This window comes from Pseudomonas sp. NLJ1 (assembly GCF_049486705.1).
GTDB classification, from domain to species: Bacteria; Pseudomonadota; Gammaproteobacteria; order Pseudomonadales; family Pseudomonadaceae; genus Aquipseudomonas; species Aquipseudomonas inefficax.
The window spans coordinates 1,411,250-1,434,997 of record NZ_CP137735.1 but is presented as its reverse complement, the minus strand read 5'-3'; the positions used below and the strand labels follow the sequence as shown (position 1 = coordinate 1,434,997).

The 23,748-nt window shown below is 62.8% G+C and carries 21 protein-coding genes; 6 read left to right on the top strand and 15 right to left on the bottom strand.

Going from position 1 to position 23,748, the window contains the following annotated elements; genetic code table 11:
• Nucleotides 1-27 precede the first annotated feature (27 nt).
• Complete coding sequence (locus R9B85_RS06385) at nt 28-489, top strand: hypothetical protein (RefSeq protein WP_112253452.1); 462 nt, start codon at nt 28-30, stop codon at nt 487-489.
• A 71-nt stretch (nt 490-560) separates the two neighbouring features.
• Here R9B85_RS06385 and R9B85_RS06380 read toward each other — a convergent pair whose 3' ends face one another.
• The 13 genes from R9B85_RS06380 to R9B85_RS06320 form a co-directional block, all read right to left on the bottom strand.
• A complete protein-coding gene (locus R9B85_RS06380) occupies nt 561-1,430 on the bottom strand; it encodes an aldose 1-epimerase (RefSeq protein WP_423770909.1) in 870 nt (289 codons plus the stop codon).
• Nucleotides 1,431-1,452: 22 nt separating this feature from the next.
• Nucleotides 1,453-2,376 carry an EamA family transporter gene (locus tag R9B85_RS06375; protein ID WP_112253454.1) on the bottom strand — a complete coding sequence of 308 codons (924 nt, stop codon included), beginning with the start codon at nt 2,374-2,376 and terminating at the stop codon, nt 1,453-1,455.
• A gap of 178 nt (nt 2,377-2,554) precedes the next feature.
• A complete protein-coding gene (locus R9B85_RS06370) occupies nt 2,555-3,835 on the bottom strand; it encodes a TRAP transporter large permease (protein ID WP_112253455.1) in 1,281 nt (426 codons plus the stop codon).
• The gene (locus R9B85_RS06365; RefSeq protein ID WP_112253456.1) at nt 3,836-4,363 is read right to left on the bottom strand and encodes a TRAP transporter small permease; all 528 of its coding nucleotides are present in this window, start codon (nt 4,361-4,363) and stop codon (nt 3,836-3,838) included. It abuts the gene before it with no gap.
• A 66-nt stretch (nt 4,364-4,429) separates the two neighbouring features.
• Nucleotides 4,430-5,401 (bottom strand): TRAP transporter substrate-binding protein, encoded by a 972-nt coding sequence (locus R9B85_RS06360; protein ID WP_112253457.1) that lies wholly within the window; start codon nt 5,399-5,401, stop codon nt 4,430-4,432.
• A gap of 63 nt (nt 5,402-5,464) precedes the next feature.
• Entirely contained in the window at nt 5,465-6,346 is an 882-nt protein-coding gene (locus tag R9B85_RS06355) for a glucurono-1,5-lactonase (RefSeq protein WP_112253458.1), read from the bottom strand.
• Nucleotides 6,347-6,366: 20 nt separating this feature from the next.
• Nucleotides 6,367-7,173: an NAD-dependent epimerase/dehydratase family protein gene (locus R9B85_RS06350; protein ID WP_112253459.1), complete on the bottom strand. Its 807-nt coding sequence runs from the start codon at nt 7,171-7,173 to the stop codon at nt 6,367-6,369.
• A 226-nt stretch (nt 7,174-7,399) separates the two neighbouring features.
• Nucleotides 7,400-8,638 (bottom strand): OprD family porin, encoded by a 1,239-nt coding sequence (locus R9B85_RS06345; protein ID WP_423770908.1) that lies wholly within the window; start codon nt 8,636-8,638, stop codon nt 7,400-7,402.
• A gap of 801 nt (nt 8,639-9,439) precedes the next feature.
• Entirely contained in the window at nt 9,440-10,174 is a 735-nt protein-coding gene (locus R9B85_RS06340; protein WP_423770907.1) for a zeta toxin family protein, read from the bottom strand.
• The gene (locus R9B85_RS06335) at nt 10,161-10,424 is read right to left on the bottom strand and encodes a hypothetical protein (protein ID WP_423770906.1); all 264 of its coding nucleotides are present in this window, start codon (nt 10,422-10,424) and stop codon (nt 10,161-10,163) included. The genes R9B85_RS06340 and R9B85_RS06335 overlap by 14 nt, the downstream gene beginning before the upstream one ends.
• A 455-nt stretch (nt 10,425-10,879) precedes the next feature.
• Nucleotides 10,880-11,416, bottom strand: a complete 537-nt coding sequence (locus tag R9B85_RS06330; protein WP_423770905.1) for a BRO-N domain-containing protein — start codon at nt 11,414-11,416, stop codon at nt 10,880-10,882.
• 202 nt (nt 11,417-11,618) lie between these two features.
• The gene (locus tag R9B85_RS06325) at nt 11,619-12,869 is read right to left on the bottom strand and encodes a ribonucleotide-diphosphate reductase subunit beta (RefSeq protein ID WP_112253462.1); all 1,251 of its coding nucleotides are present in this window, start codon (nt 12,867-12,869) and stop codon (nt 11,619-11,621) included.
• 267 nt (nt 12,870-13,136) lie between these two features.
• Nucleotides 13,137-16,016: a ribonucleoside-diphosphate reductase subunit alpha gene (locus tag R9B85_RS06320; protein WP_112253463.1), complete on the bottom strand. Its 2,880-nt coding sequence runs from the start codon at nt 16,014-16,016 to the stop codon at nt 13,137-13,139.
• An 830-nt stretch (nt 16,017-16,846) separates the two neighbouring features.
• Between R9B85_RS06320 and R9B85_RS06315 the strand changes: the two genes are divergently transcribed.
• Both R9B85_RS06315 and R9B85_RS06310 read left to right on the top strand, forming a co-directional pair.
• On the top strand, nt 16,847-17,545 hold the full coding sequence (locus R9B85_RS06315) for a response regulator transcription factor (RefSeq protein ID WP_085590720.1): 699 nt from the start codon (nt 16,847-16,849) through the stop codon (nt 17,543-17,545).
• Complete coding sequence (locus R9B85_RS06310; RefSeq protein ID WP_112253464.1) at nt 17,542-19,149, top strand: ATP-binding protein; 1,608 nt, start codon at nt 17,542-17,544, stop codon at nt 19,147-19,149. Before R9B85_RS06315 ends, R9B85_RS06310 begins: the two co-directional genes overlap by 4 nt.
• Nucleotides 19,150-19,152: 3 nt before the next feature.
• Here R9B85_RS06310 and R9B85_RS06305 read toward each other — a convergent pair whose 3' ends face one another.
• Both R9B85_RS06305 and R9B85_RS06300 read right to left on the bottom strand, forming a co-directional pair.
• The gene (locus R9B85_RS06305) at nt 19,153-19,854 is read right to left on the bottom strand and encodes a 4'-phosphopantetheinyl transferase family protein (RefSeq protein ID WP_423770904.1); all 702 of its coding nucleotides are present in this window, start codon (nt 19,852-19,854) and stop codon (nt 19,153-19,155) included.
• A 158-nt stretch (nt 19,855-20,012) separates the two neighbouring features.
• Nucleotides 20,013-20,804 carry a dienelactone hydrolase family protein gene (locus R9B85_RS06300; protein ID WP_423770903.1) on the bottom strand — a complete coding sequence of 264 codons (792 nt, stop codon included), beginning with the start codon at nt 20,802-20,804 and terminating at the stop codon, nt 20,013-20,015.
• Nucleotides 20,805-20,933: 129 nt separating this feature from the next.
• Here R9B85_RS06300 and R9B85_RS06295 point away from each other — a divergent pair, with 129 nt between their 5' ends.
• From R9B85_RS06295 to R9B85_RS06285, 3 genes are all read left to right on the top strand, one after another.
• Nucleotides 20,934-21,539: an outer membrane beta-barrel protein gene (locus R9B85_RS06295; RefSeq protein WP_013973837.1), complete on the top strand. Its 606-nt coding sequence runs from the start codon at nt 20,934-20,936 to the stop codon at nt 21,537-21,539.
• Between the two features lie 150 nt (nt 21,540-21,689).
• Complete coding sequence (locus tag R9B85_RS06290; protein ID WP_025340281.1) at nt 21,690-22,367, top strand: response regulator; 678 nt, start codon at nt 21,690-21,692, stop codon at nt 22,365-22,367.
• Entirely contained in the window at nt 22,364-23,710 is a 1,347-nt protein-coding gene (locus R9B85_RS06285; protein WP_423770902.1) for an ATP-binding protein, read from the top strand. The genes R9B85_RS06290 and R9B85_RS06285 overlap by 4 nt, the downstream gene beginning before the upstream one ends.
• The last annotated feature ends 38 nt before the right edge of the window (nt 23,711-23,748 follow it).

The window sequence follows — 23,748 nt, the reverse complement described above, 5'->3', positions numbered from 1 at the left end:
GCTTGGCTGATGTAACGAGGCTTCTGGATGAATTTGCGCCGAATGCGTAGCGGGTTCGCTGCTTTGCTGTTGCCCTTGCTCGTTGCCTGCAACGGGCACAAGGTCGAACGCGTCGTGGTTTATGAGAACAACGTCCATCACTGGCGCATCGAGCATGTGGTGGAGCAGAACTGGCCGGTGGGGCCTCGACAGTACTATGAGGTGTTTCTCAAGGACCGCTTGCTGATCCTGCCTGCCAGTGTTTTCAATGACGAGCGCGACATTCGCGAATTCGTTGCTGCGGGCGGTTTCGACATCAGCAACTGGCGCAATGACACGATCATCGTGGCGTTCGAGAACGTGCAAAAGCGCGAAGGCGGCAACGAGCATTTTGTCCGCACGCTGATGATCACCCCGGAGTACAAGGAAGGGGAGGTGATACTGACGGATATGGCGAACCATCTGCAGATCGTGGTGCAGCGGGTGGAGCCGGCTGATGAGGGGAAATAGCCTTTGGGCTGCCTGAACAGTAACTAGCTGCGCATGGCACCGGCTCAAACCGCTCCCAGAGGGCACCCCGGTTACAAAGCCCGATATTGAATCCTGAACGCCAGGCTCATCATTTGCCCACGCTGCAACAACCGCAACCCCGGCCGCCCCGGCAGGTGATGCGCATTGACCGGGTGGCTAACCGGCTCAAAGCAGAAAAAACCCTGCCCCTGAGGGCAGAACAGCAAGAAGTGCTCAGCCCCGCTGGCGCTACATGCCAACCGATACCCGGCTCCCGGCTGTTCGATCACACACGTCCCCGGCCAGCCACTGAAGGCGTGATCAACCACCGTTTCGGGCAGGCTGGCCAGCGTTGCAAAACTCCACTGTTCAGGTACTTCGGCCTGGTACGACGGCAAGCGCCCATCCTCGGCCAGCCAGACCTTGCGTGCCGCTGCATACAGCCTGGTATCGGGATAGCGTGGAAAGTAAGGGTGCAGCCCCAGCCCATACCAGTTAGCCGATTCCTCCAGGTGCGTTACATGCAGGCCCAGGTTCAGGCAACCCTCTTGCAAATGCACATCCAGGGTGGCGTGGTAGGCAAACGGTACGGAACTGTCCAGCGTCAGTCGCGCACGCCGTTCACTGTAGTGCACCACCTGCCAGGCCTGCTGCCAGGCGCTGCCATGAATCGGGTAAGGGTCATGCGCGGTATTTGGCGCCAGAGCCTGCCAACCCTCGGGCCGGGCAAAGCCGCCTTCGGCGATACGGTTGGACCACGGCGCCAGCGGGTAGCAGGCTAGCCGTCGCGGCGTACCGCTGGCCAGCGCGTCGTGGTCGGAATGACGCAGCAGAGCCTGCCCGGTCGCCTTGACCTGCCAGTTGACCAGGCTGGCGCCCAGTTCCGGGGCCAGGCTCAGGCGGGTCAGGCGGTCCTGCAGGTGCAGTTCGGTCACAGCCATTCAAGGCTCCTTTGAAAAAGCGTCAGGCGGGGCGCCGGTAAGTGAGCAGCACGATGCCGCACACCACCACGGCACCGCCGAGCAGTTGCAGGGTACCCAGCTGCTGGCCGAGCAGGGCCCAGCCAAGCAGCAAGGTCGCGACAGGTTCGACGTTCATGACCGGCGCGTTCTGTGCCATGTTCAGCCGCGGCACGCAGACAAACAGCAAGGTGAAGGCCAGGCCATACAGCACCACCAGGCTCGCCAGCGCCGCCCAGCCGCTGCTGCTGCCCGGCAGCGACAAGCCGGACGGCATTACGCCGCTTGCGCCTGCGACCAGCATGCTGGAAAACACGATCAGCAGCGTCAGCAGGCTGCGCACCGGGCCGCGCACGGCGGCCAGCTTGTGGTCGGTGATCCACAAGGCGCAGGCAAAGGCACAGGCGGCGCCGAAGGCCAGGCCGACACCCAGCGCCCAGTGCGGGTTGGCATCGCTGCTGTCGGCCAGGCGTGCCGGCACGTCCAGCGCCAGTACCAGGCCGCACAGGATCAGGCCCATGAACAGCACGGTGCGGCCAGTGGGGCGTGCTCCACCCAGCGCCCAGGTGAGCAGTGCCAGCAGCATCGGGAAGGTGTTGCCCACCAGCAGCGCCAGGGCCACCGGAATGCGCGCCACCGCCGAGTACAGGCACAGGCTCTGGGTGGCGATCAGCAGGCCGAGCAACAACTGCCAGCGGCGAGTGCCGGCGGGCAGGGCCAGGGCCTGGCGTTGCCATAGCAGCAGGCTGGCCAGGACCAGAAACGTGATGCCCGAGCGGCAGAGGATGGCCAGCAACACGCCGGTGCCGTCATCGAAGGCGATCCGTGCGGCGATGTGGTTACCGGCGAAGGAGCAGGCCAGCAAAGCCAGCAGGGCGATGGCCAGCTTGCGTGGGAACAGGGGGATAGCAGAGGAGGGGACAGCCATGTGCAGGATCCGTTTGCAGATAGATTTTCCAGCCGCATCACGGTCGTTGTAGGAGCGGCCTTGTGTCGCGATGGGCCGCAAAGCGGCCCCAGCACTATCAGCATCAACGCCGAAATCCTGGGGCCGCTTTGCGGCCCATCGCGACACAAGGCCGCTCCTACAGGGACCGCAAGTGCAGTTACAGCACCACGCTAGGCAGCCACAGCGAGATGGCCGGGATGTAGGTTACCGCCATCAACACCAGGAACAGCGCCAGGTAGAACGGCAGCATCGCCTTCACCGTCGATTCGATGCTCACCTTGCCAATTGCCGAGCCGACGAACAACACAGCCCCCACCGGCGGCGTTACCAGCCCGATCCCCAGGTTCACCAGCATGATCATGCCAAAGTGCACCGGGTCCACGCCGATACCGGTTATCACCGGTAGCAGGATCGGCGTAAGAATCAAGATCAGCGGTGCCATGTCCATGACCGTGCCCAGCAGCAATAGCATGAAGTTGATGCACATCAGGATCACATAGCGGTTGTCCGACAGGGTCAGAAACGCCGTGGTGATCTTCGACGGAATCTGCATCAGCGTCATCACGTAGCCAAAGCTTGCAGCGAAGCCGATCAGGATCATCACGATCGAGATGGTGCGTACCGTGCGGTGCATCAGCTTGGGCAGGTCGCGCCACTTGTAGTCGCGGTAGACGAACATGGTCACGAAGAACGACCACACCACCGCCACGGCTGCCGATTCGGTCGCGGTGAACACCCCGCTGAGGATGCCACCGAGGATGATGACCATGGCCATCAGCCCCCACAGTGCTTCACCGGCGATCTTCAGCGCCTGGCGCATCGGGATCACTTCGCCCTTGGGGTAATTGCGCTTCTTGGCGAACAGCAGGCACAGGCCCATCATCACTGCGCTTAGCAGCAAACCGGGCATCACCCCGGCCATGAACAGCGAGGCAATCGATACCGTGCCGCCTGCCGCCAGCGAGTACAGCACCGAGTTGTGGCTGGGCGGGGTCAGCAGCGCCTGTACCGAGCCGCTGACGGTCACTGCGGTGGAAAACTCGCGCGGGTATCCCCTGCGCTCCATCTCCGGGATCAGTACCGAACCCACCGACGCGGTGTCGGCTACCGACGAGCCGGAAATCGCCCCGAAGAAGGTCGAGGCCATGATGTTGACCAGCGACAGCCCGCCGCGCACGAAGCCCACCAGCACACCGGCAAACGCCACCAACCGGCGTGACATGCCGCCTTCGGCCATGATCGCGCCGGCCAGGACGAAGAACGGAATCGCCAGCAGCGAGAACTTGTTAACCCCACTGGCCACCTGGATCATCATCGCCTGCAGTGGGATGTCGATCCACCAGGCTCCGATCAGCGCCGACAGGCCCAAGGCGTAGGCCACCGGCATGCCCAGCAGGATGAGAGCGATGAAACTGCCCAACAGAATGAACGCATCCATTTATGCCGCCCCCTCGTTTTCTTCCAGCTGGTCGAAGCGCACCACCTTGCGATGGCTCTGGTCGCCCAGCAGCAGTTTCTCCAGCACGAACACCAAAGTCAGCACGCCGCCGACCGGGATCGGCGCGTAGGTCATGCCCACCCGCACCCCCGGCAACGACGCCAGAAACTGGTTCCAGGTGGTGATGCACAGCTTGCTGCCGTAATAGGTCATGAACACGCACACCAGGATCATCAGCAGTTGCACCAGCAGCGCCACCAGTTGGCGCTGCTGCGCTGGCAGGCGGTCGGTGATCATCGCCACCGCCATATGCGCCCCGGCACGGTAACTGGCCGCTGCGCCGACGAAGGTGAACACCACCATCAGCAAGATCGCCACGGGTTCCGGCCAACTGGCGCCAGTGCCGAGCACGTAGCGGGCGAAGATGCCCCAGGGAATGATCAGCGACATGGTCAGGATCGACAGGCCGGCAACCCAGATACAGGCGCGGTACAGCGTGTCGTTGGCACGTAGAAAGAGGTTTTTCATCGGCATCACCAAAGCGGCAGGGCGGCGGGCGCCGCACTGCCGGGGTCGTTCAGGAAGGGGCCGCGATTACTGGACGGCGTCGATACGTTTCATCAGGTCGGCGTACTGCGCACCGTATTTTTCGCGGACCGAAGCGGTAGCTTCGTAGAACGGCTTCTTGTCGACGGTGATGAACTCGACACCGGCGGCCTTGAGCTTCTCTTCGCTGGCGGCGGACTTGGCGTCCCACAGCGCGCGCTCCTCCATCTGCGCCTCACGCGCGACCTTCTTCACCAGCACCTGCTGCTCGGGGGTGAGCTTGTTCCAGGTGGTCTTGGACATCACCACCGGCTCCGGCAGGATCAGGTGGCCGGTCAGGGTGTAGTACTTGGCGCTCTGGAAGTGGTTGTGCTCGAGCAGGGTTGGCGGGTTGTTTTCGGCGCCGTCGATCACCCCGGTCTGCAGGGCGCTGAAGATTTCCCCGGTGTCCATGGCGATGCCATTGCCGCCCATGGCGTTCATCATGTCGATGAACAGCGGGTTGCCCTGCACGCGAATCTTCATGCCCTTGAGGTCTTCCAGGCTGCGCACCGGCTTCTTGGTGTAGATGCTGCGCGAGCCACCATCCATCCAGGCCAGGGCCACCAGGTTGAAGTCGGAGTTGGTGATCTTGTCGAGGATCTCCTGGCCTATCTCGCCGTCGATGATCTTGCGCATGTGGTCATGGTCGCGGAACACGAACGGCATGTTGAACACGTTCACATCCGGTACCACCGGGCCGACGATACCCAGGCTGACGCGGGTCATCTGCACGGCGCCAACCTGCGCCTGTTCGATCACTTCCTTTTCCGAGCCCAGCACGCCGCCCGCGAACATCTTGAAGGTGATATCGCCATTACTGGCATCTTCGAGCTTTTTACCCATGTTCTGCTCGGCGACCACGGTCGGGTAGCCGGCGGGGTGGATTTCGGCGAACTTGATGTCCAGGGCCGAGGCGGGCATGGCCACGCTGAAGGCGAACGGGAGAACGGCAAGAAGCAGCTTGCGTTTGAACGTCATGATGAAACTCCGTGGTTTTTATTATCCGGTTTCGAGCGTGCAAGTGTGGTGGTGGATGGGGGCTTAGCCCCGGTAGACAGGTTCCTCCAGGCCCTTGGTGCCAGGGTTGAGGGCAAATACCCCGCCAGCCAGTGGCTGGTCGCCGAGGTCGATGCCCGAGGGGCGGATCGAGGTGATGTACAGGGTGTCGAGGCAGGCGCCGCCGAAGGCACACATCGCCGGCTTTTTCACCGGCACGCTGAGCGAGCGGTCGAGTCGGCCATCTGGGGTGAATCGGTGGATCTGCCCGGCGTCGTTGCCGCAGACCCAGTAGCAGCCATCCTGGTCCATGGCGGCGCCGTCGGGGCGGCCGGGGTGGCTGCGCATGTCGACGAACAGCCGCTGGTTGTGCGGGGTGCCGCTGTCGATGTCGTAGTCGAACGCCCAGACCTTTTGCACATCGGGGTGTGAATCGGACAGATACATGCGCTTGCCGTCGGGGCTGAAGGCCAGGCCGTTGGGCACGATCATGCCGCCCTGCTGCAGGTGCAGCCGACCTTCGCCGTCATGCCGGTACAGCGCGCCGACATGCGCGCCTTGCTGCATGTCCAGCAACATGGTGCCGGCCCAGAAGCGGCCCTGGCGGTCGCAGCGGCCATCGTTGAAGCGCATGCCAGCCTGGGCATGCTCCACGCTGCTGAGCAAACGGCTATCCAGGCTGCCATCTGCTTTGGCCTGCAGCTGGAAGATGCCACTTTCCATACCCGCCACCCAGCCGTCACCGCTGCGGGCGATGCAGGCTAGCATCTCGTCGCCTTGCCAGACCCGGTGGGTGCCATCGGCCGCCTGCCAGCGGTGCAGCTGGCGGGCGGGAATGTCGACCCAGTACAGGGCCTGTTCGCTTGGGTGCCAGACGGGGCTTTCGCCGGTGCTGTTGCGGGCGTCGACAATCAGTTCGCAGTTCATGGCCGTGCCTCCCCCCAAGGTCAGTTGAACGGGCCGGCCACGGCGAAGGCACCGCCCTGATAGACCATGCTCGGGTCGTCGGCAGCGAGCGCCGGCTGGGCTTCCACGGCGGCGCGGAAGGGTTCGGAGCTGTCCTTTGGCACGTAGCCCAGGTGCTCGGCATGGCGGTTGTCCCACCACACGGTGCGGTTGTCGGAGGCGCCGTAGACGATGGTGTGGCCAACGTCGGGCGTGAACAGCCCGCGCTCGATCAGTTGCACCAGGTCGTCATAGCTCAGCCAGGTGCAAAGCATCCGCCGGTTCTGTGGTTGCGGGAACGACGAGCCAATGCGGATGCTGACGGTCTCGATGCCGTAGCGGTCGAAGTAGAAGCTGGCAACATCCTCGCCGTAGCACTTGGACAGCCCGTAATAGCTGTCCGGGCGGCGTGGTGAATGGGCGTCGATGCGCTCATCCTGGCGGTAGAAACCGATGGTGTGGTTGGAACTGGCGAAGATGATGCGTTTCACGCCATGCTTGCGTGCTGCCTCGTAGATGTGGAACACGCCGCAGATGTTAGGGCCGAGGATCTCTTCGAAGGAGTGCTCGGTGGACACGCCGCCGAAATGGATGATGGCGTCCACGCCTTCGACCAAGGCATGTACTGCAGCCTTGTCGGCCAGGTCGCAGGTGATGACCTCTTCATGCGGACCTGCGGCAGGTGCCATGGGGCTGATGTCAGAAAGGCGCAGGACTTCGGCGTAGCCTTGCAGGCGTTCGCGAAGGACCTTGCCCAGGCCGCCTGCGGCTCCAGTGAGCAGCAGGCGATTGAGGGGAGTAGTGGTCATGGCCAGCTCTTGTTGTAAGTTGTTGTAGGTTGTCGTATGACTGCGGTGAATATTGGCGGTGGTTCTGGTGGTTGTCAATGAGGCATGCACAGCCCTCGACGGGTTACGCGGTCTCTTGTGGGAGCGGGCGCGCCCGCGAACACCGGCGTAGCCGGTGCCATGCACCGAGTTGCCGGCTTCGCGGGCATGCCCGCTCCCACAGGGATCGCGTTCGCCTCGCCCTTGGTTACAGCAACGACAACGGATAGTTGAAGATCAACCGGTTCTCATCAAACTCGTTATTGCTGTAATCCCGACGAATCGAGGAATTGCGCCATTTCACACTCAAATCCTTGAACGCCCCGCTCTGGATCACATACGCCAGTTCCGTCTCACGCACCCACTCCTTGCCATCAGTCACCACCCCGCTGTGCACATCGCGCCCGCTGATATAGCGGTTCATCAAGGTCAGCCCCGGCACCCCGACGGTGACGAAGTTGAAGTCATGGCGCAGCTGCCACGAGCGCTCGTTGGCGTTGTCGAAGCTGGAGTTGTAACTGTCGTTGGCCAGGGTGCCGCCACTGGTGCCGTTGACCCGCATCCAGGTATCGCCATCGACTTTCTGCAGCCCGACCCAGAAGGTGCTGCCACCGTACTTGGCCGAGAACATTCCCGAGTAAGTCTTGTTGTCCAGCTCGCCAGCGCGTCTGGCGCCATCGTCATCGCCATTGAAGTAGCCCAGGTTGGCGCCCAGGGTCCAGCCACCCACCGGCTGACTGTGGCTCAGTTGCAGGTACTGTTGCTGGTACACATCCTTCAGCGCCGCATTCCACAGCCCGACCAGGGTGCGGTCCTGATTGAACTTGTACTCGCCACCAACAAAGTTGAAGCGGTCCGACACGCCACCGGCGTAGCTCATGTCGTCCATGCTGGCGTCGTTGCGCGGGCTGTTGCCGCGGAACTGCCCGCCATACAAGGTCAGCCCGGCAATCTCGTTGGACGTGACCTGCCCGCCACGGAACGTCTGTGGCAACGAACGCCCGTCGTCCGAGCGCAGAATCGGAAGCACCGGCATCCACTCACCGATCTTCAGTTCTGTTCTGGAGATGCGTGCCTTGCCCGCCACTGCCAGGCGCCCATAGTCATCGGCCGGCTTGCCATCGTCATGGCGCGGCAACAACGCCGTGCCGTAGGTACCGCCACCGCCATCCAGCTTGACCGACCACAGCCCCAGCACATCCACGCCGAAGCCGATCGGCCCCTCGGTGAACCCCGAACGGGCGTCGAGGATGAAGCTTTGCGTCCATTCCTCGGCCTTGCTTTGCGGGTTGCTCTGGTTGGTGAAGTTGCGGTTGATGTAGAAGTTGCGCAGGCCGAGGGTGGCCTTGCTGTCCTCGACAAAACCCGCCGCCAGGCTGGTACCTGGCAAGCCGGCGATAACCCCGGCGCCAAGCAGCGCGAAGGGCAAGGTATGGCAGATCTTCATTATTGTTATGCTCCCGAAGGGTATGGCAGCCCGTCCACCGGGCACGCGCAAGCGGCCTGCGGCAGGGGCGGGTAAGTAACGGGCCGGTCAGGGCCAGGGGTGAATGCGCAGTAACCGGGCGCTAGGTACTCGAGGGGGTACGCCAGCAGACCGTGGGAAGAGACAGATGTGGGTGCAGCGGGATGAGTGTCGACATGGGTTCGTCCACTGATTGTTGTTTTTGTTATGTGTTGTCGTACAACTAGGGGCGATTATTAGCAAGGGTGAGAGGGACTGTCAACGCATAATGGCCTGGTGATTAAAGGCAAGATCCCCGTAAATTAACGCGTAGAGGCTCTATCGCGCACTCTGTAAAGAGATACGATGACAACTGCTTTGCAGGTAAACAAATCAACCCTACCTGACAGTGGACCGCGCTGCTCCCCTGCGCTATCTTCAAATCAGGCCTCGCCCTCGACCACTTAGACTGGCATGTCCAGTCCCGGCATCCTCGTTGATGCCGTACCCCCTTGTCGGCGTGGGCGGGGCCCCTTTTTTATGGCGCGCCTGACCGGATGAGATCGAGCGCTCCCTGGCCCCCGCTGTTTTACTAACCCCTTGAAAAAGCGCCCATTGCGCTTTTTTCGTTCAAGGCCCTGGCGGATTCTTGCCGGCAACTGCCACACAAATTCCCAGTGATACGCGATCCCGTGTAGGAGCGGCCTTGCGTCGCGAAAGGGCCGCAAAGCGGCCCCGGCGATGGCCGCTCACACCGATATTGCGCAAGGGAATAAAGCTGGGTGTTCTACCGTTGGGCTTAACTCATGGTTCCCAAACCTGACTCAGGTAGGCATTGATGAACCAGTCCGGCATGTCGTTCTGATGAAACTCCAACGTGGCACCGTCAGTAATTTCTGCCAAGAAAACAGACTCATCGCCGGAATTATCAAAAATGTACGCCCGGTTCGCTGCGGAAATGGCTTCGGGAAGCAGTGAGAGTGTACGGTCGTAACGTTGGGTAATTTTGTCTTTCGGGACATCATGGCCGCCATCTTCGACCCTGTTGGCCACCCGAAGAATATTGATCTCCGGTGAATTTGTGGCCACGAAATACAGGTAAGTTCGGTAGCCCAGCTTCTGGGCTGCCTCCATGAACCTAACCTTTTCCGATGAAGACATCACTGTCTCGAATGTGAAGCTGATCCTACGGTCGAGCAAATGATGACGGATAAAGTCCGCAACCACTGCAGCATGGTAAGAATTGATGTCTACTGCTCGGAGGTCGATTCTTCGACCATCGAGGGCTACCCGTTCTACGTCCTTCTGTAGCCCTGCCTTTATCATCAGTGGGTGCTGGCTGAGATACGAACGCAGAGCCTCCAACGTAAGCTCAAGACCATAGTCATTCAGGTCGATGTAGCCAGTCGATTTGGCTGATTTTTCCAGTTCATCGGCATTGACGTAGAGGTTGATCAGTCGAGGTGGGACCTGATCTTTGATGGTGCTTTTACCCGACCCATTGGGCCCGGCAAAAACGCGAAGCTTAGGCGCGCCCACTGAGCTTTCGCACGGTGAAGCGCTGCCCGGTCTTCACCTTTCGGCCTGGCTTGGTCTCGGCAAGCACTTCAACATGCCCGTCAGCGTGGGTTGCGATGATGTGATTGTTGGCGACGGTGACGACCGTATGTCCTGCTGCGACAGCCCGGAAATATGCAAGGCGTGTGGCAGCTGCGGCCATCTCCGGAATCTGATTTTCCAGATTCTCAATAGTCTCGTCGCTAAGCTGGTTTTCGCTCAAGGTTGCCATAGGTTTTCCTGGTCTGGTCAGACGCATGAATTGGATATCCGTCAGTGTAATAGCCCCTGCAAGTAACCTGAAGGCCATTAGTGAGGTTTCTGCTGACTGGGTTGAGTCAAAACCTTACAGCAGTCATGCGGAAGGGCCCTGGCCGTATCACAAGCGAGACGCGGCCTTTGTGGGAGCGGGCATGTCCGCGAAGAATACGACGCGGTACATGGCACCGGCATTGCCGGTGTTCGCGGGTAACTCCACATGCCAGTGGGGCATACAGATTAGGGCCGCTTTGCGGCCCATCGCCGGCAAGCCAGCTCCCACTGGTGCTGCGCATGGCTTGCCGGCGATGGGCTGCTCTCCAGCCCTATATACCGCACTTTACTGACTAACCAAGTCATTCCAGCAGACTAAGCCCCCTGTGGGAGCGGGTTCACCCGCGAAGAGGCCCGCGCAGGCAAACGCGCTGGTTAAACCCCATGCAACCGCAGCGCTCGCTGCGCACACTCCCGCCAACTCAACTTCCGCTTCTCCACCTGCGGTAGCTGTTCCACCTCCCCAGCCAGCACTACCGGCATCTCCCGCATCCTCACCCAAGGCTCACTCTGCCAATACAACAACGTCGCCGTCCGCCCCCCAGGCCAGCACATCTGCCCCAGCCGCGGCGCATCCTCAACCCCGTCCGTCTGCCCATCACGCAGCACCGCCACCACCTCATGCGTCAACCACCAGCGCAAATGCCGGTTCTCCGGCACATGGTGATGTGCCAACAAGGTATAGGCCCCGGATTCGCTGACCATGGTGGTTTCCTGGTACTTGCCATAGCGCCGCAGCTGCACCGTGCGGTACTGGTCCGGGTCGAGCTTGCGCATGCAGTGCTCATCGAAGAAGTGCCCGCTCAGCCGGCCGAGTTCGTGGGCGCAAAACCAGGCTTGGGACTCGAGCCAAAGGGTGTGAAGAGGACGGTTGTGGCGAAAGAAGAGGGTAGGTGTATTGAGACTGTCCATGTTTGGCCATCCTGATATTGGAGAGCCGTTGCTAACGGGAACGGGGTTCCGCTGCGTGAGCGTTCTTAAGCGCCATGAAACGTTATCGCTATGCGTTCAAAGTGACAACGGTAAAAGTTGTAGGATGCTTCCTGTTCTGCCATTCCCCTGCCAATAAAAAAGGCTGCCAATCGGCAGCCTTCTCGATGCTCAGCCCGGACGATCAATCCCAGCTCAACGCCCCACCAGTCTGATACTCGATCACACGCGTCTCAAAGAAGTTCTTCTCCTTCTTCAAGTCCATGATCTCGCTCATCCACGGGAACGGGTTGGTGGTCCCCGGGTACTCTTCCTTCAGGCCAATCTGGGTCAGGCGACGGTTGGCGATGAACTTGAGGTAGTCCTCCATCATCGCCGCGTTCATGCCCAGTACCCCGCGTGGCATGGTGTCACGGGCGTATTCGATCTCCAGCTGGGTCCCTTGCAGGATCATCTGGGTCGCTTCTTCCTTCATCGCCGCGTCCCACAGGTGCGGGTTCTCGATCTTGATCTGGTTGATCACGTCGATACCGAAGTTCAGGTGCATCGACTCGTCACGCAGGATGTACTGGAACTGCTCGGCGACGCCGGTCATCTTGTTGCGGCGGCCCATGGACAGGATCTGGGTGAAGCCGCAGTAGAAGAAGATGCCTTCCAGCACGCAGTAGTAAGCGATCAGGTTGCGCAGCAGCTCTTTGTCGGTTTCGACGGTGCCGGTGTTGAATTCCGGATCGGAGATGGCGCGGGTGTACTTCAGGCCCCAGGCGGCTTTCTTCGCGACCGACGGGATCTCGTGGTACATGTTGAAGATCTCGCCTTCATCCATGCCCAGCGACTCGATGCAGTACTGGTAGGCGTGGGTGTGGATCGCCTCTTCGAAGGCCTGGCGCAGGATGTACTGGCGGCACTCCGGGTTGGTGATCAGGCGGTACACGGCCAGGGCCAGGTTGTTGGCTACCAGCGAGTCGGCGGTGGAGAAGAAGCCGAGGTTGCGCATGACGATGCGGCGCTCGTCCTCGGTCAGGCCGTCCATGCTCTTCCACAGGGCGATGTCGGCGGTCATGTTGACCTCTTGCGGCATCCAGTGGTTGGCGCAGCCGTCCAGGTACTTCTGCCAGGCCCAGTCGTACTTGAACGGTACCAGCTGGTTGAGGTCGGCGCGGCAGTTGATCATGCGCTTTTCGTCAACACGCACGCGGGCGCCGGAGCCTTCCAGCTCGGCCAGGCCTTCGGCGATGTCGAGGTCGTTCAGGGCAGCCTTGGCGCGCTTGACGGCGTCGGAGTCGTCGGCGGTGGCGGCACGGGCTTCCAGGGCGGCGGCACCACCGGCGCTGTCGAGCTTGTCGAGGGTGGCGGCGGCAGTGGCCTGCGCAGGGGTGTTGCCTTTGGCGGCTACTTCGCCGTCTTCTTTATCGAATTCGTCCCAGCTCAGCATGGTGAGATTCTCCTGCTTGAGGGCCATCTGTGAAGTATGGCCGGTGGATCTTGGTTGCGTTGCTTTGGCCCCGGATGGGGTACAGCAGTGCACGCAATTCTGAGTGCCCTTTGAGGGGCTGGCCTGGGCATTGGCGCCCGGGCCTATTGTGTTTGGCTGTGGGGCAGGAGGCGGCAGTGCCGGCCTCTTCGCGGGTAAACCCGCTCCCACAGGGTTCCGTATGGCTACACGGAAAAGAGGCTTCCCGGGGGAAGCCTCAGCCAAGCCTTACTGGCAGGCTTCGCAGTCAGGCTCGTCGATCGCGCAGGCCTTCGGCACTGGCGCAGGGCCGGCTGCCTGGACCGGGGCGCTGTCGCCACCGCTGGAAACGGCGTTGAGCTTGCCGGTGTTGATGGTCGACTTCTCGGTGCTGGTCGCAGCCAGGGCACGGAGGTAGTAGGTGGTCTTCAGACCACGGTACCAGGCCATGCGGTAGGTCACGTCCAGCTTCTTGCCCGAAGCGCCGGCGATGTACAGGTTCAGCGACTGGGCCTGGTCGATCCACTTCTGGCGACGCGAGGCGGCATCGACGATCCACTTGGTCTCGACTTCGAACGCGGTGGCGTACAGGTCCTTCAGCTCTTGCGGGATACGCTCGATCTGCTGCACCGAACCGTCGTAGTACTTCAGGTCGTTGATCATGACCGAGTCCCACAGGCCACGGGCCTTCAGGTCGCGGACCAGGTACGGGTTGATCACGGTGAACTCGCCCGACAGGTTCGATTTCACGTACAGGTTTTGGTAGGTCGGCTCGATGGACTGCGAAACGCCGGTGATGTTGGCGATGGTCGCGGTCGGCGCGATGGCCATGATGTTCGAGTTGCGAATACCTTTCTTGACGCGCTCGCGCACCGGGGCCCAGTCCAGGGACTCTTCCAGGTTGACGTCGATGTACTTGGCGCCACGGGCCTCGATCAGGATCTGTTGCGAATCCAGCGGCAGGATGCCCTTGGACCACAGCGAACCCTGGAAGGTCTCGTACGCACCGCGCTCGTCAGCCAGGTCGCAGGACGCCTGGATGGCGTAGAAGCTGACCGCTTCCATCGACTTGTCGGCGAACTCGACCGCAGCATCGGAGCCGTACGGAATGTGCTGCAGGTACAGCGCATCCTGGAAGCCCATGATGCCCAGGCCGACCGGGCGGTGCTTGAAGTTCGAGTTACGCGCTTGCGGCACCGAGTAGTAGTTGATGTCGATCACGTTGTCGAGCATGCGCACGGCGGTGTTCACGGTGCGTTGCAGCTTGGCGGTGTCCAGCTTGCCGTCGACGATGTGGTTCGGCAGGTTGATCGAGCCCAGGTTGCAGACCGCGATCTCGTCCTTGTTGGTGTTCAGGGTAATCTCGGTGCACAGGTTCGAGCTGTGGACCACGCCCACGTGCTGCTGCGGCGAACGCAGGTTGCACGGGTCTTTGAAGGTCAGCCATGGGTGGCCGGTCTCGAACAGCATCGACAGCATCTTGCGCCACAGGTCTTTGGCCTGGATGGTCTTGAACACCTTGATCTTGTTGTACTCGGTCAGGGCTTCGTAGTACTCGTAGCGCTCTTCGAAGGCCTTGCCGGTCAGGTCGTGCAGGTCTGGCACTTCCGAAGGCGAGAACAGGGTCCACTTGCCGTCATCGAAGACACGCTTCATGAACAGGTCAGGGATCCAGTTGGCGGTGTTCATGTCGTGGGTACGACGACGGTCATCACCGGTGTTCTTGCGCAGCTCGATGAACTCTTCGATGTCCAGGTGCCAGGTTTCCAGGTAGGCACACACGGCGCCCTTGCGCTTGCCACCCTGGTTGACGGCAACGGCGGTGTCGTTGACCACTTTCAGGAACGGAACCACGCCCTGGGATTTGCCGTTGGTGCCCTTGATGTAGGAGCCCAGTGCACGCACAGGGGTCCAGTCGTTGCCCAGGCCACCGGCGAATTTCGACAGCATGGCGTTGTCGTGGATCGCGTGGTAGATGCCCGACAGGTCGTCCGGCACGGTGGTCAGGTAGCAGCTGGACAGCTGCGGGCGCAGGGTGCCGGCGTTGAACAGGGTCGGGGTCGAGGCCATGTAGTCGAAGGACGACAACAGATTGTAGAACTCGATCGCACGGGCTTCCTTGTCTTTCTCTTCCAGCGCCAGGCCCATGGCCACACGCATGAAGAATACCTGTGGCAGCTCGAAGCGCACGCCATCCTTGTGGATGAAGTAGCGGTCGTACAGGGTCTGCAGGCCCAGGTAGGTGAATTGCTGGTCACGCTCGTGGTCGATGGCCTTGCCCAGACGCTCCAGATCGTAGCCTTTCAGGGCCGGGTCCAGCAGCTCGAACTCGACGCCTTTGTCGACGTAGGCCGGCAGGGCCTTGGCGTACAGGTCGGCCATTTCGTGGTGGGTGGCGCTCTCGGCCACGTTCAGGAAGCCCAGGCCTTCGGCGCGCAGGGTGTCCATCAGCAGGCGGGCGGTGACGAACGAGTAGTTCGGCTCGCGCTCGACCAGGGTACGGGCGGTCATCACCAGGGCGGTGTTGACGTCCTTGATGGCCACGCCGTCGTACAGGTTCTTCAGGGTTTCGCGCTGGATCAGCTCGCCGTCGACTTCGGCCAGGCCTTCACAGGCTTCGCTGATGATGGTGTTCAGGCGGGCCATGTCGAGCGGCGCCAGGCTGCCGTCGGCCAGGGTGATGCGGATGCTCGGGTGCGGCTCGACCACGGCGTCGGCGTTGCTGCGGGTAGCACGCTCCTTGGCACGCTGGTCGCGATAGATCACGTAGTCACGGGCGACTTTCTGCTCGCCGGCGCGCATCAGGGCCAGTTCGACCTGGTCCTGGATTTCTTCGATGTGGATGGTGCCACCCGATGGCATGCGACGCTTGAACGTGGCGGTGACCTGCTCGGTCAGGCGCGCGACGGTGTCGTGGATGCGCGACGAAGCAGCGGCGGTGCCGCCTTCAACTGCGAGGAACGCCTTGGTGATGGCCACGGTGATCTTGTCGTCGGTATAGGGGACGACAGTGCCGTTACGCTTGATCACACGCAGTTGGCCGGGAGCGGTGGCGGCCAGATCCTGGTTGGAATCGGCGGCCTGCGGCACCTTGGCCTGCGGGTTCTCGCGAGTTGTGTCGGTTTGCATGGGTGGGTGTCTCCACAGTTTCTATATTGTTCAGGCGCCTTTTGGGCGCCCACCGTTCCGTCCACTTGCTCGATGGCCTGGCGGGGATGGGCAATGCATGCGCATCCGCCCGCGCGGGCGTACCAACTTCGGGACAGACTCAGGAATAAGGGCAATTGGCTCGCCGCTCCCTGGCCGAAGTCAAAGGTTCTGGGCCGGGCCCAAAAACTGTTGCTGATGGATGCCAGGCCTGGCCTGTAGCACCCATACCCGAACAAGGCCCTGGAAGGGCTTGCCTCGGTCGCCTCCGCAGGAGCGGTTTGGCTGCTGGAATCACTTGAAGTTCACCCGGAAAATCGCTTGATTTTGCGGGTTGACTTTTGTGTGTGATTTTGCACGAACCCCTATATCTAGTGGTTCGCTGCGATCGGGATACAAGATAATGCGGTATCGGGGGCTTTGCAAGGCGGAGCCCCTGTGGATAACTTGTGCGTACTTTGTGAGTGAATGGTGGGTATTCGCTGTAGGCCTTGTGCCAAGTGGTTTGCAGTATTTTTCTGCGTCCTGCTGCCCCTGGGCAGAATTTTTCGGGCGCGAACCCTATCACAAAAAACGGTTCAGTCGAGGGGCTGCCGGGCGGCTTGGCAGTGCCGGGGGCGGGACGTAGTATCCGAAGCAGATGTTGCCTTTTGGTTAACGGGTCATGTTTCCTGCACTGGCCTCTTCGCGGGCACGCCCGCTCCCACAGGTACTGTGCAAGCCTTGAAAGCGGTGCGGTCCTTGTGGGAGCGGGCGAGCCCGCGAAGGGGCCGGTACAGGCCACAGAAAAACAACAAACAAAGGCCAAAGCCATGGACCACCCCGCACCCCGCATCCTCATCGTCGAAGACGACCAGCGCCTGGCCGAGCTCACCGCCGAGTACCTGCAGGCCAACGGCTACGAAGTCAGCGTCGAAGGCGATGGCGCTCGCGCCGCGCGGCGCATCGTCGACAGCCAGCCCGACCTGGTCATTCTCGACCTGATGCTGCCCGGCGAGGACGGCCTGAGCATCTGCCGCCGGGTGCGCAGCCAGTACCCGGGCCCGATCCTCATGCTGACCGCCCGCAGCGATGAACTGGACCAGGTCCAGGGCCTGGACCTGGGGGCCGATGACTATGTCTGCAAACCCGTACGCCCACGCCTGCTGCTGGCACGCATTCAGGCCCTGCTGCGCCGCAGCGAAGCACCGGACAGCAAGCGCCAGGACCTGGCCTTCGGCGCGCTGCGCATCGACAATCGCCTGCGCGAGGCGCGCCTGGGCGAACAGCTGATCGAGCTGACCGGCGCCGAATTCGACCTGCTCTGGCTGCTGGCCAGCAACGCCGGGCGGGTGCTGACGCGCGAGCAGATCTTTACCGCGCTGCGTGGCGTCGGCTACGACGGCCAGGACCGCTCCATCGACATACGCATCTCCAGGATCCGCCCAAAGATCGGCGACGACCCGCTCCAGCCAAGGCTGATCAAGACCCTGCGCAGCAAGGGCTACCTGTTCGTCGGCGAAGCCCCATGAACAACTCGATCTTCCTGCGCATCTATGGCGGCATGCTGGCAGTGCTGGTGCTGGTGGCCCTGCTCGGGGTGCTCAGCCTGCACCTGGTCAACGAAGTGCGTGCCGCGCAGCACCGCGAGGGCCTGGCCCAGGGTACGTTCAGCCTGATGGCCGACAACCTGGCGCTGCAGAACGACACCGAGCGCAAGCGCTCGCTGCTGATCTGGGAGCGCCTGCTCGGTGTGCCGCTGGCGCTGCAACCGATGACTGCGCGCACACTCGATGGCGGCCAGCGGGCGCGCCTGTACCGCGGCCTGGTGGTGGTGGAGAAGACCGGCCCGCATGCAGCCCAGGTGTTGCGCAAGGTCGGCCAGCAAGACCTGATGCTGGTAGCGCAGATCAAACAGATCAGCGAGCAACTGGCGCGGGCCACCCTCTATCTGCTGGCCGACGAACTGGTGCGCTATCCGGTGACCGAACAGCAACAGCGCCTGGCACAGATCAAGAAAGAAAAGGGCTTCGGCTTTGGCGTGGCCCTGCAGCGCATCGAGCGGGTGAGCCTGGATGATGACCAGCGGCGCCGGGTCGAGGAAGGCGACACGGTCATGGCCCTGGGCAAGGATGGTGACTCGATCCGCGTGTTCGCCGGGCTGGCTGGTTCGCCGTGGGTGCTGGAAATCGGCCCGCTGCACCAGCTCAACCCCTATCCGCCGCAGTTGCTGATCCTGATCACCTTTCTTGGCCTGTGCCTGATCGGCTTGGTGGTCTACCTGCTGGTACGCCAACTGGAGCGGCGCGTGTCGGGCCTGGAGATTGCCGCTACGCGCATCGCCCAGGGCAGCCTGGATACCCGTGTGCCGGCCGACGATGCCGACTCGGTGGGGCGCCTGGCCGCGGCTTTCAATGGCATGGCCGAGCACCTGCAACGCTCGCTGACCATGCAGCGCGAGCTGGTGCGGGCGGTTTCCCATGAGCTGCGCACGCCGGTGGCACGCCTGCGCTTTGGCCTGGAGATGATCGAAAGTGCCACCACCGAGCAGGCTCGGGCCAAGCACCTGGCGGGCATGGACGGCGATATCCAGGACCTCGACAAGTTGGTCGACGAGATGCTCACTTACGCCCGCCTGGAGCAGGGCGCACCGGCGCTGAAGTTCGAGCGTGTCGACCTGGATGCCTTGCTCGACCGCGTGATCGAAGAGCTCGCGCCGCTGCGTGCCGAGGTACGGGTTGTGCGCGGTGAGTGCCAGGGTGCCGATGGCGAAGGCGCCTGGGTCGAGGCCGAGCCGCGCTACCTGCACCGGGCCCTGCAGAACCTGGTGGGCAACGCCATGCGCCATGCCGAGGCCGAGGTGCGCCTGAGCTACCAGTTGGGGCAGCAACGCTGCCGCATCGATGTGGAGGATGACGGCCCGGGGATACCCGAGGGTGTCTGGGACCGTATTTTCACACCGTTCACTCGCCTCGACGACAGCCGTACACGCGCCTCGGGCGGGCATGGCCTGGGCCTTTCGATTGTGCGGCGGATCATCTACTGGCACGCGGGCCGGGCCACGGTGGGGCGCAGCGCCGCGCTGGGCGGTGCCTGCTTCAGCCTGAACTGGCCACGGCAGCAAGCGCCGTTGTGACGGTCAGGCGCTGACCAGGCTGAGCAGATGGCCGTCCTGCAGGCAGAACTGGCCCTGCAGCTCGGCGCCATGCCGCCACTGCGGCGACAGGTCGGTGAGCAGGCGCAGGCGGGCCAGGCCTTCGGCAGACCAGTCCAGCACTTCGGCGTGTTCGAAGTAGAAACGCTGGCGGGTCAGCGGGTAGAGCGTCTTGAACAGGCTTTCCTTCAGCGAGAAGGTCAGGGTGACTGCAAGGCCGAGCTGGCGGCGGTCCAGGCGCTCGAGCTCGGGCGGGGTGAGGATTTCACCCATCAGCCGCTCGGCACGCTGGTCATCCAGCAGTGCTTCCTGGTCCAGGCCCAGGCCCTGGCAACTGCCCCCGGCAGCGACTACGGCGGCCGCCCAGCCTTTGCCGTGGGTGATCGAACCGTGGATGCCGGCGGGCCAGATGGGCGAGCGGTCCTCGTGCGTACCCGGTACATAGTCACGGCCGTCCAGGCGCTGCAGCGCGGCACGGGCACATACCCGGCCGGCCAGGTACTCGGCTTGGCGCTTGGCCACCGAGCGTTGCAGGCTGGCAGTGGGCACCACGCCGGTGCGCTGGAAGTCGTCGGGCGCCAGGCGCGTCGGATCGAAGGCGCAACTGACCAGCACCGCGCCAGGTAGTGGGCGGGGTAGGGGCCAGTGGTACTGGAGGGGGGCGCAGCAGGCAGGGAGTGTGTTCATGGGGCTATTGTGCCAGCCGCAGCGGTGGTGTGGGAGGTGGAATAGCTGGGGCTGCTTTGCAGCCCATCGCGACACAAGGCCGCTCCTACACAAAGCGACGCAGTACCTGTAGGAGCGGCCTTGTGTCGCGATGGGCCGCAAAGCGGCCCCGGTAATCCCTACTTGAACACCTTCTTGAAGAACGCCTGCATGTCCGCCCAGGAGCGTTCATCCGCGGCCTTGTTGTAGCCGATATCCGGCCCGCCATGCTCGCCGTGGCTCAAGCGGTCCGCGTCCGGGTTGGTAAATCCGTGCTTGGCACCGTCGATACTGACGAACTGATAGTTGACCTTGGCCGCATCCATCTCGGCCTTGAACGCCTCCACCTGCTGCGGGGTAACCATGCTGTCCGCCGCACCATGTTCGACCAGGATATCCGCGCGAACCACCCCAGGCCTGGCCGGGGTCTGGGTAGCCAGCGCGCCATGGAAGCTCACCACGCCGTCGAGTTTTTCGCCGCGGCGTGCGGCATCCAGCACCACCTTGCCGCCGAAGCAGTAGCCGACAGCGCCCAGTTGATGCTTGTTGGTGTTCGGCTGCATTTTCAGCAGTTCGAGGCCGGCATCGAAGCGCCGCGCAGCCGCTTTCGGGTCTTTCAGCGCTTCTGTCATGAATGCCTGGGCATCGGCAGGGTGTTCGGTTTGCTTGCCGTCGCCATACATGTCGATGGCCAGCGCGTTGTAGCCCAGCGCCGCGAGGTCACGGGCGCGGCGCTTGGCGTAGTCGTTCAGCCCCCACCATTCATGCACCACGACAATGCCGGGGCGTTTGCCTTCGACAGCGTCGTCATAGGCGTAGTAGCCGACCAGGCGATTGCCGTCGGCGTCCTGGTAGGGGATCTCGCGGGTTTGTACCGCCGCTTGGGCGAGGGCGGCGCTGCACATCAGGGTCAAGGCCAGCAGGGCACGCATGGTCACTACTCCTTGTTCTGCAAACGGTTCGTTCAGCCAGGGTTCAGCCAGGGTTCAGGCGCGGTTCAGGGTGCCCTGCTTACTCTAGCTTCCAGACCGAAACAGCGCACCCAACTGGAGTATCCAGCCATGAAAACCTTCAACACCCTGCTTGCCGCCATGGCCGTCTGCGCCGCTGGCATCACCACTGCCCAGGCCGCTGATGACAACTTCGCCAGCCTGACCTACGGCCAGACCAGCGACAAGGTTCGCAAGTCCGGCCTGCTGCAGCGCAACACCGACCACCTCAACGCCGACGGCATCATCGGCAAGGACGACACCTGGGGCGTGCGAGTGGGCAAGATCAATGATCAGGGCCGCTACTACATGACTTACGACAATGTCTCGGGCGACCACAGCGGCCTGAAGCTGCGCCAGGAAAACCTGCTGGGCAGCTACGACCTGTTCCTGCCGGTGGGTGATACCACCAAGCTGTTCGGCGGCGGCAGCCTGGGCGTGACCAAGCTGACCCAGGACTCGCCGGGCGCCAGCCGGGATACCGACTACGGTTACGCGTATGGCCTGCAGGCCGGCGTGATCCAGGACATCACCGACAAGGCTTCGGTGGAGCTGGGCTACCGTTACCTGCGCACCAACGCCGCCACCGAAGTAGGTGCGCACGGCGGGCCGAAGGACGGCACCTTGCGCTTGACCAGCAGCGCGCAGACCTACCTGGCTGCAAGCTACAAGTTCTGACGGGCGAGCCGGGTTATCCTGTACCGGCCTCTTCGCGGCTGAAGCCGCTCCCACAGGTACCGCACAGTTCTTGAAACCTGTGCGATTCCTGTGGGAGCGGCTTTAGCCGCGAAAGGGCCGGTACAGGCAATAAATATCAAGGAGCTGCACATGAAACTGCTGGTGGTCGAGGACGAAGCCCTGCTTCGCCATCACCTCTACACCCGCCTGGGCGAAAGCGGCCATGTGGTCGAGGCGGTGGCCGATGCCGAAGAGGCGCTGTACCAGGCCGGGCAGTACCACTTCGACCTGGCCATCATCGACCTGGGCCTGCCCGGCATCAGCGGGCTGGAACTGATCACGCGCCTGCGCAGCCAGGACAAGACCTTCCCCATTCTCATCCTCACCGCCCGCGGCAACTGGCAGGACAAGGTCGAGGGGCTTGCCGCCGGTGCCGACGACTATCTGGTCAAGCCGTTCCAGTTCGAAGAACTCGAGGCGCGCCTGAACGCCCTGCTGCGCCGCTCCAGCGGCTTCACCCAATCGACCATTGCCGCCGGCCCGCTGGTGCTCGACCTCAACCGCAAGCAGGCGACGCTGGACGAGCAGCCCCTGGCTCTGACGGCCTACGAATACCGCATCCTCGAATACCTCATGCGCCATCACCAGCAGGTGGTGGCCAAGGACCGCCTGATGGAGCAGCTGTACCCGGGTGACGAGGAGCGCGACCCCAATGTCATCGAAGTGCTGGTCGGCCGCCTGCGGCGCAAGCTCGAGGGCGAGCACGGTTTCAAGCCGATCGACACCGTGCGCGGCCTGGGCTACCTGTTCACCGAGCGCTGCCGATGATCCGTTCGCTGCGGGTGCGCCTGATGCTGGCGGCCGCGGTGCTGGCGCTGCTGTTCATGCTGGCGCTGCTGCCGGCCTTGCAGAAAGCCTTCAGCCTGGCCCTGCAGGAGTCGATCGAACAACGCCTGGCTTCGGATGTGACCACGCTGATTTCCGCTGCGCGCATCGAACATGGCCAACTGCAGATGCCGACGCTGCTGCCGGACGAGCGTTACAACCTGCCATACACCGGCCTGCTCGGCTATATCTTCGACCGCGACGGCGAGCTGGTCTGGCAGTCGCGGGCTACCGCCGCGCAGAACATCAACTACCGCCCGCGCTACGACGGCCGTGGCAATGAATTTGCCCGTATTCACCAGGCCGATGGCGAAGAGTTCTTCGTCTATGACGTCGAGATAAAGCTGCTGGGTGGCCAGAGCGCCGCTTACAGCATCGTTGCCCTGCAACCTGTGCGCGAATACCAGCACACCCTCGATGGCCTGCGCGAAAAGCTCTATCTGGGCTTTGGCGCGGCCTTGCTGGCGCTGCTGGCGCTGCTATGGGCCGGTTTGACCTGGGGCCTGCGTTCGTTGCGCCGGCTCAGTCGCGAGCTGGACGATGTGGAATCGGGCGAGCGCGATGGCCTGAGCGGCGAACACCCACGTGAGCTGCTGCGCCTGACCGGCTCGCTGAACCGCCTGTTGCGCAGCGAGCGCGAGCAGCGCCAGCGCTACCGTGATTCGCTCGATGACCTGGCGCACAGCCTGAAGACGCCGCTGGCGGTGTTGCAGGGGGTGGGCGAAAGCCTGCAGCAGCGTAGCGGCGAGCGCGAGCAGGCGCGCGTGCTGCAGAGCCAGATCGAGCGCATGAGCCAGCAGATCGACTACCAGCTGCAACGCGCCAGCTTGCGCAAGAGCGGCCTGGTACGCCACAGCGTGCTGCTGCGACCGCTGCTGGACAGCCTGTGCAGCACCTTGGCCAAGGTGTACCGGGACAAGCGGGTGGGGGTGACCCTGCAACTGCCCGAGGCGGCGCAGGTGCCGATGGAGCAGGGCGCGTTGCTGGAGCTGCTGGGCAACCTGCTGGAGAACGCCTACCGCCTGAGCCTTGGTCAGGTGCGCGTGAGCCTGGAGCAGGCGCCTGGGCTGTTGACCTTGTGCATCGAGGACGACGGGCCGGGGGTGCCGGTGGATCAGCGTGAGCGGATTCTGGAGCGTGGGGAGCGGCTCGACAGCCAGCATCCGGGGCAGGGGATCGGGCTGGCGGTGGTCAAGGATATCGTCGACAGCTATGACGCCGAGTTGAGCCTGGGTGATTCTCCTCTGGGGGGCGCGGCGTTCAGGATTACATTCAACCTGGATTGATTTTTAGCCTGTGCCGGCCTCTTCGCGGGTAAACCCGC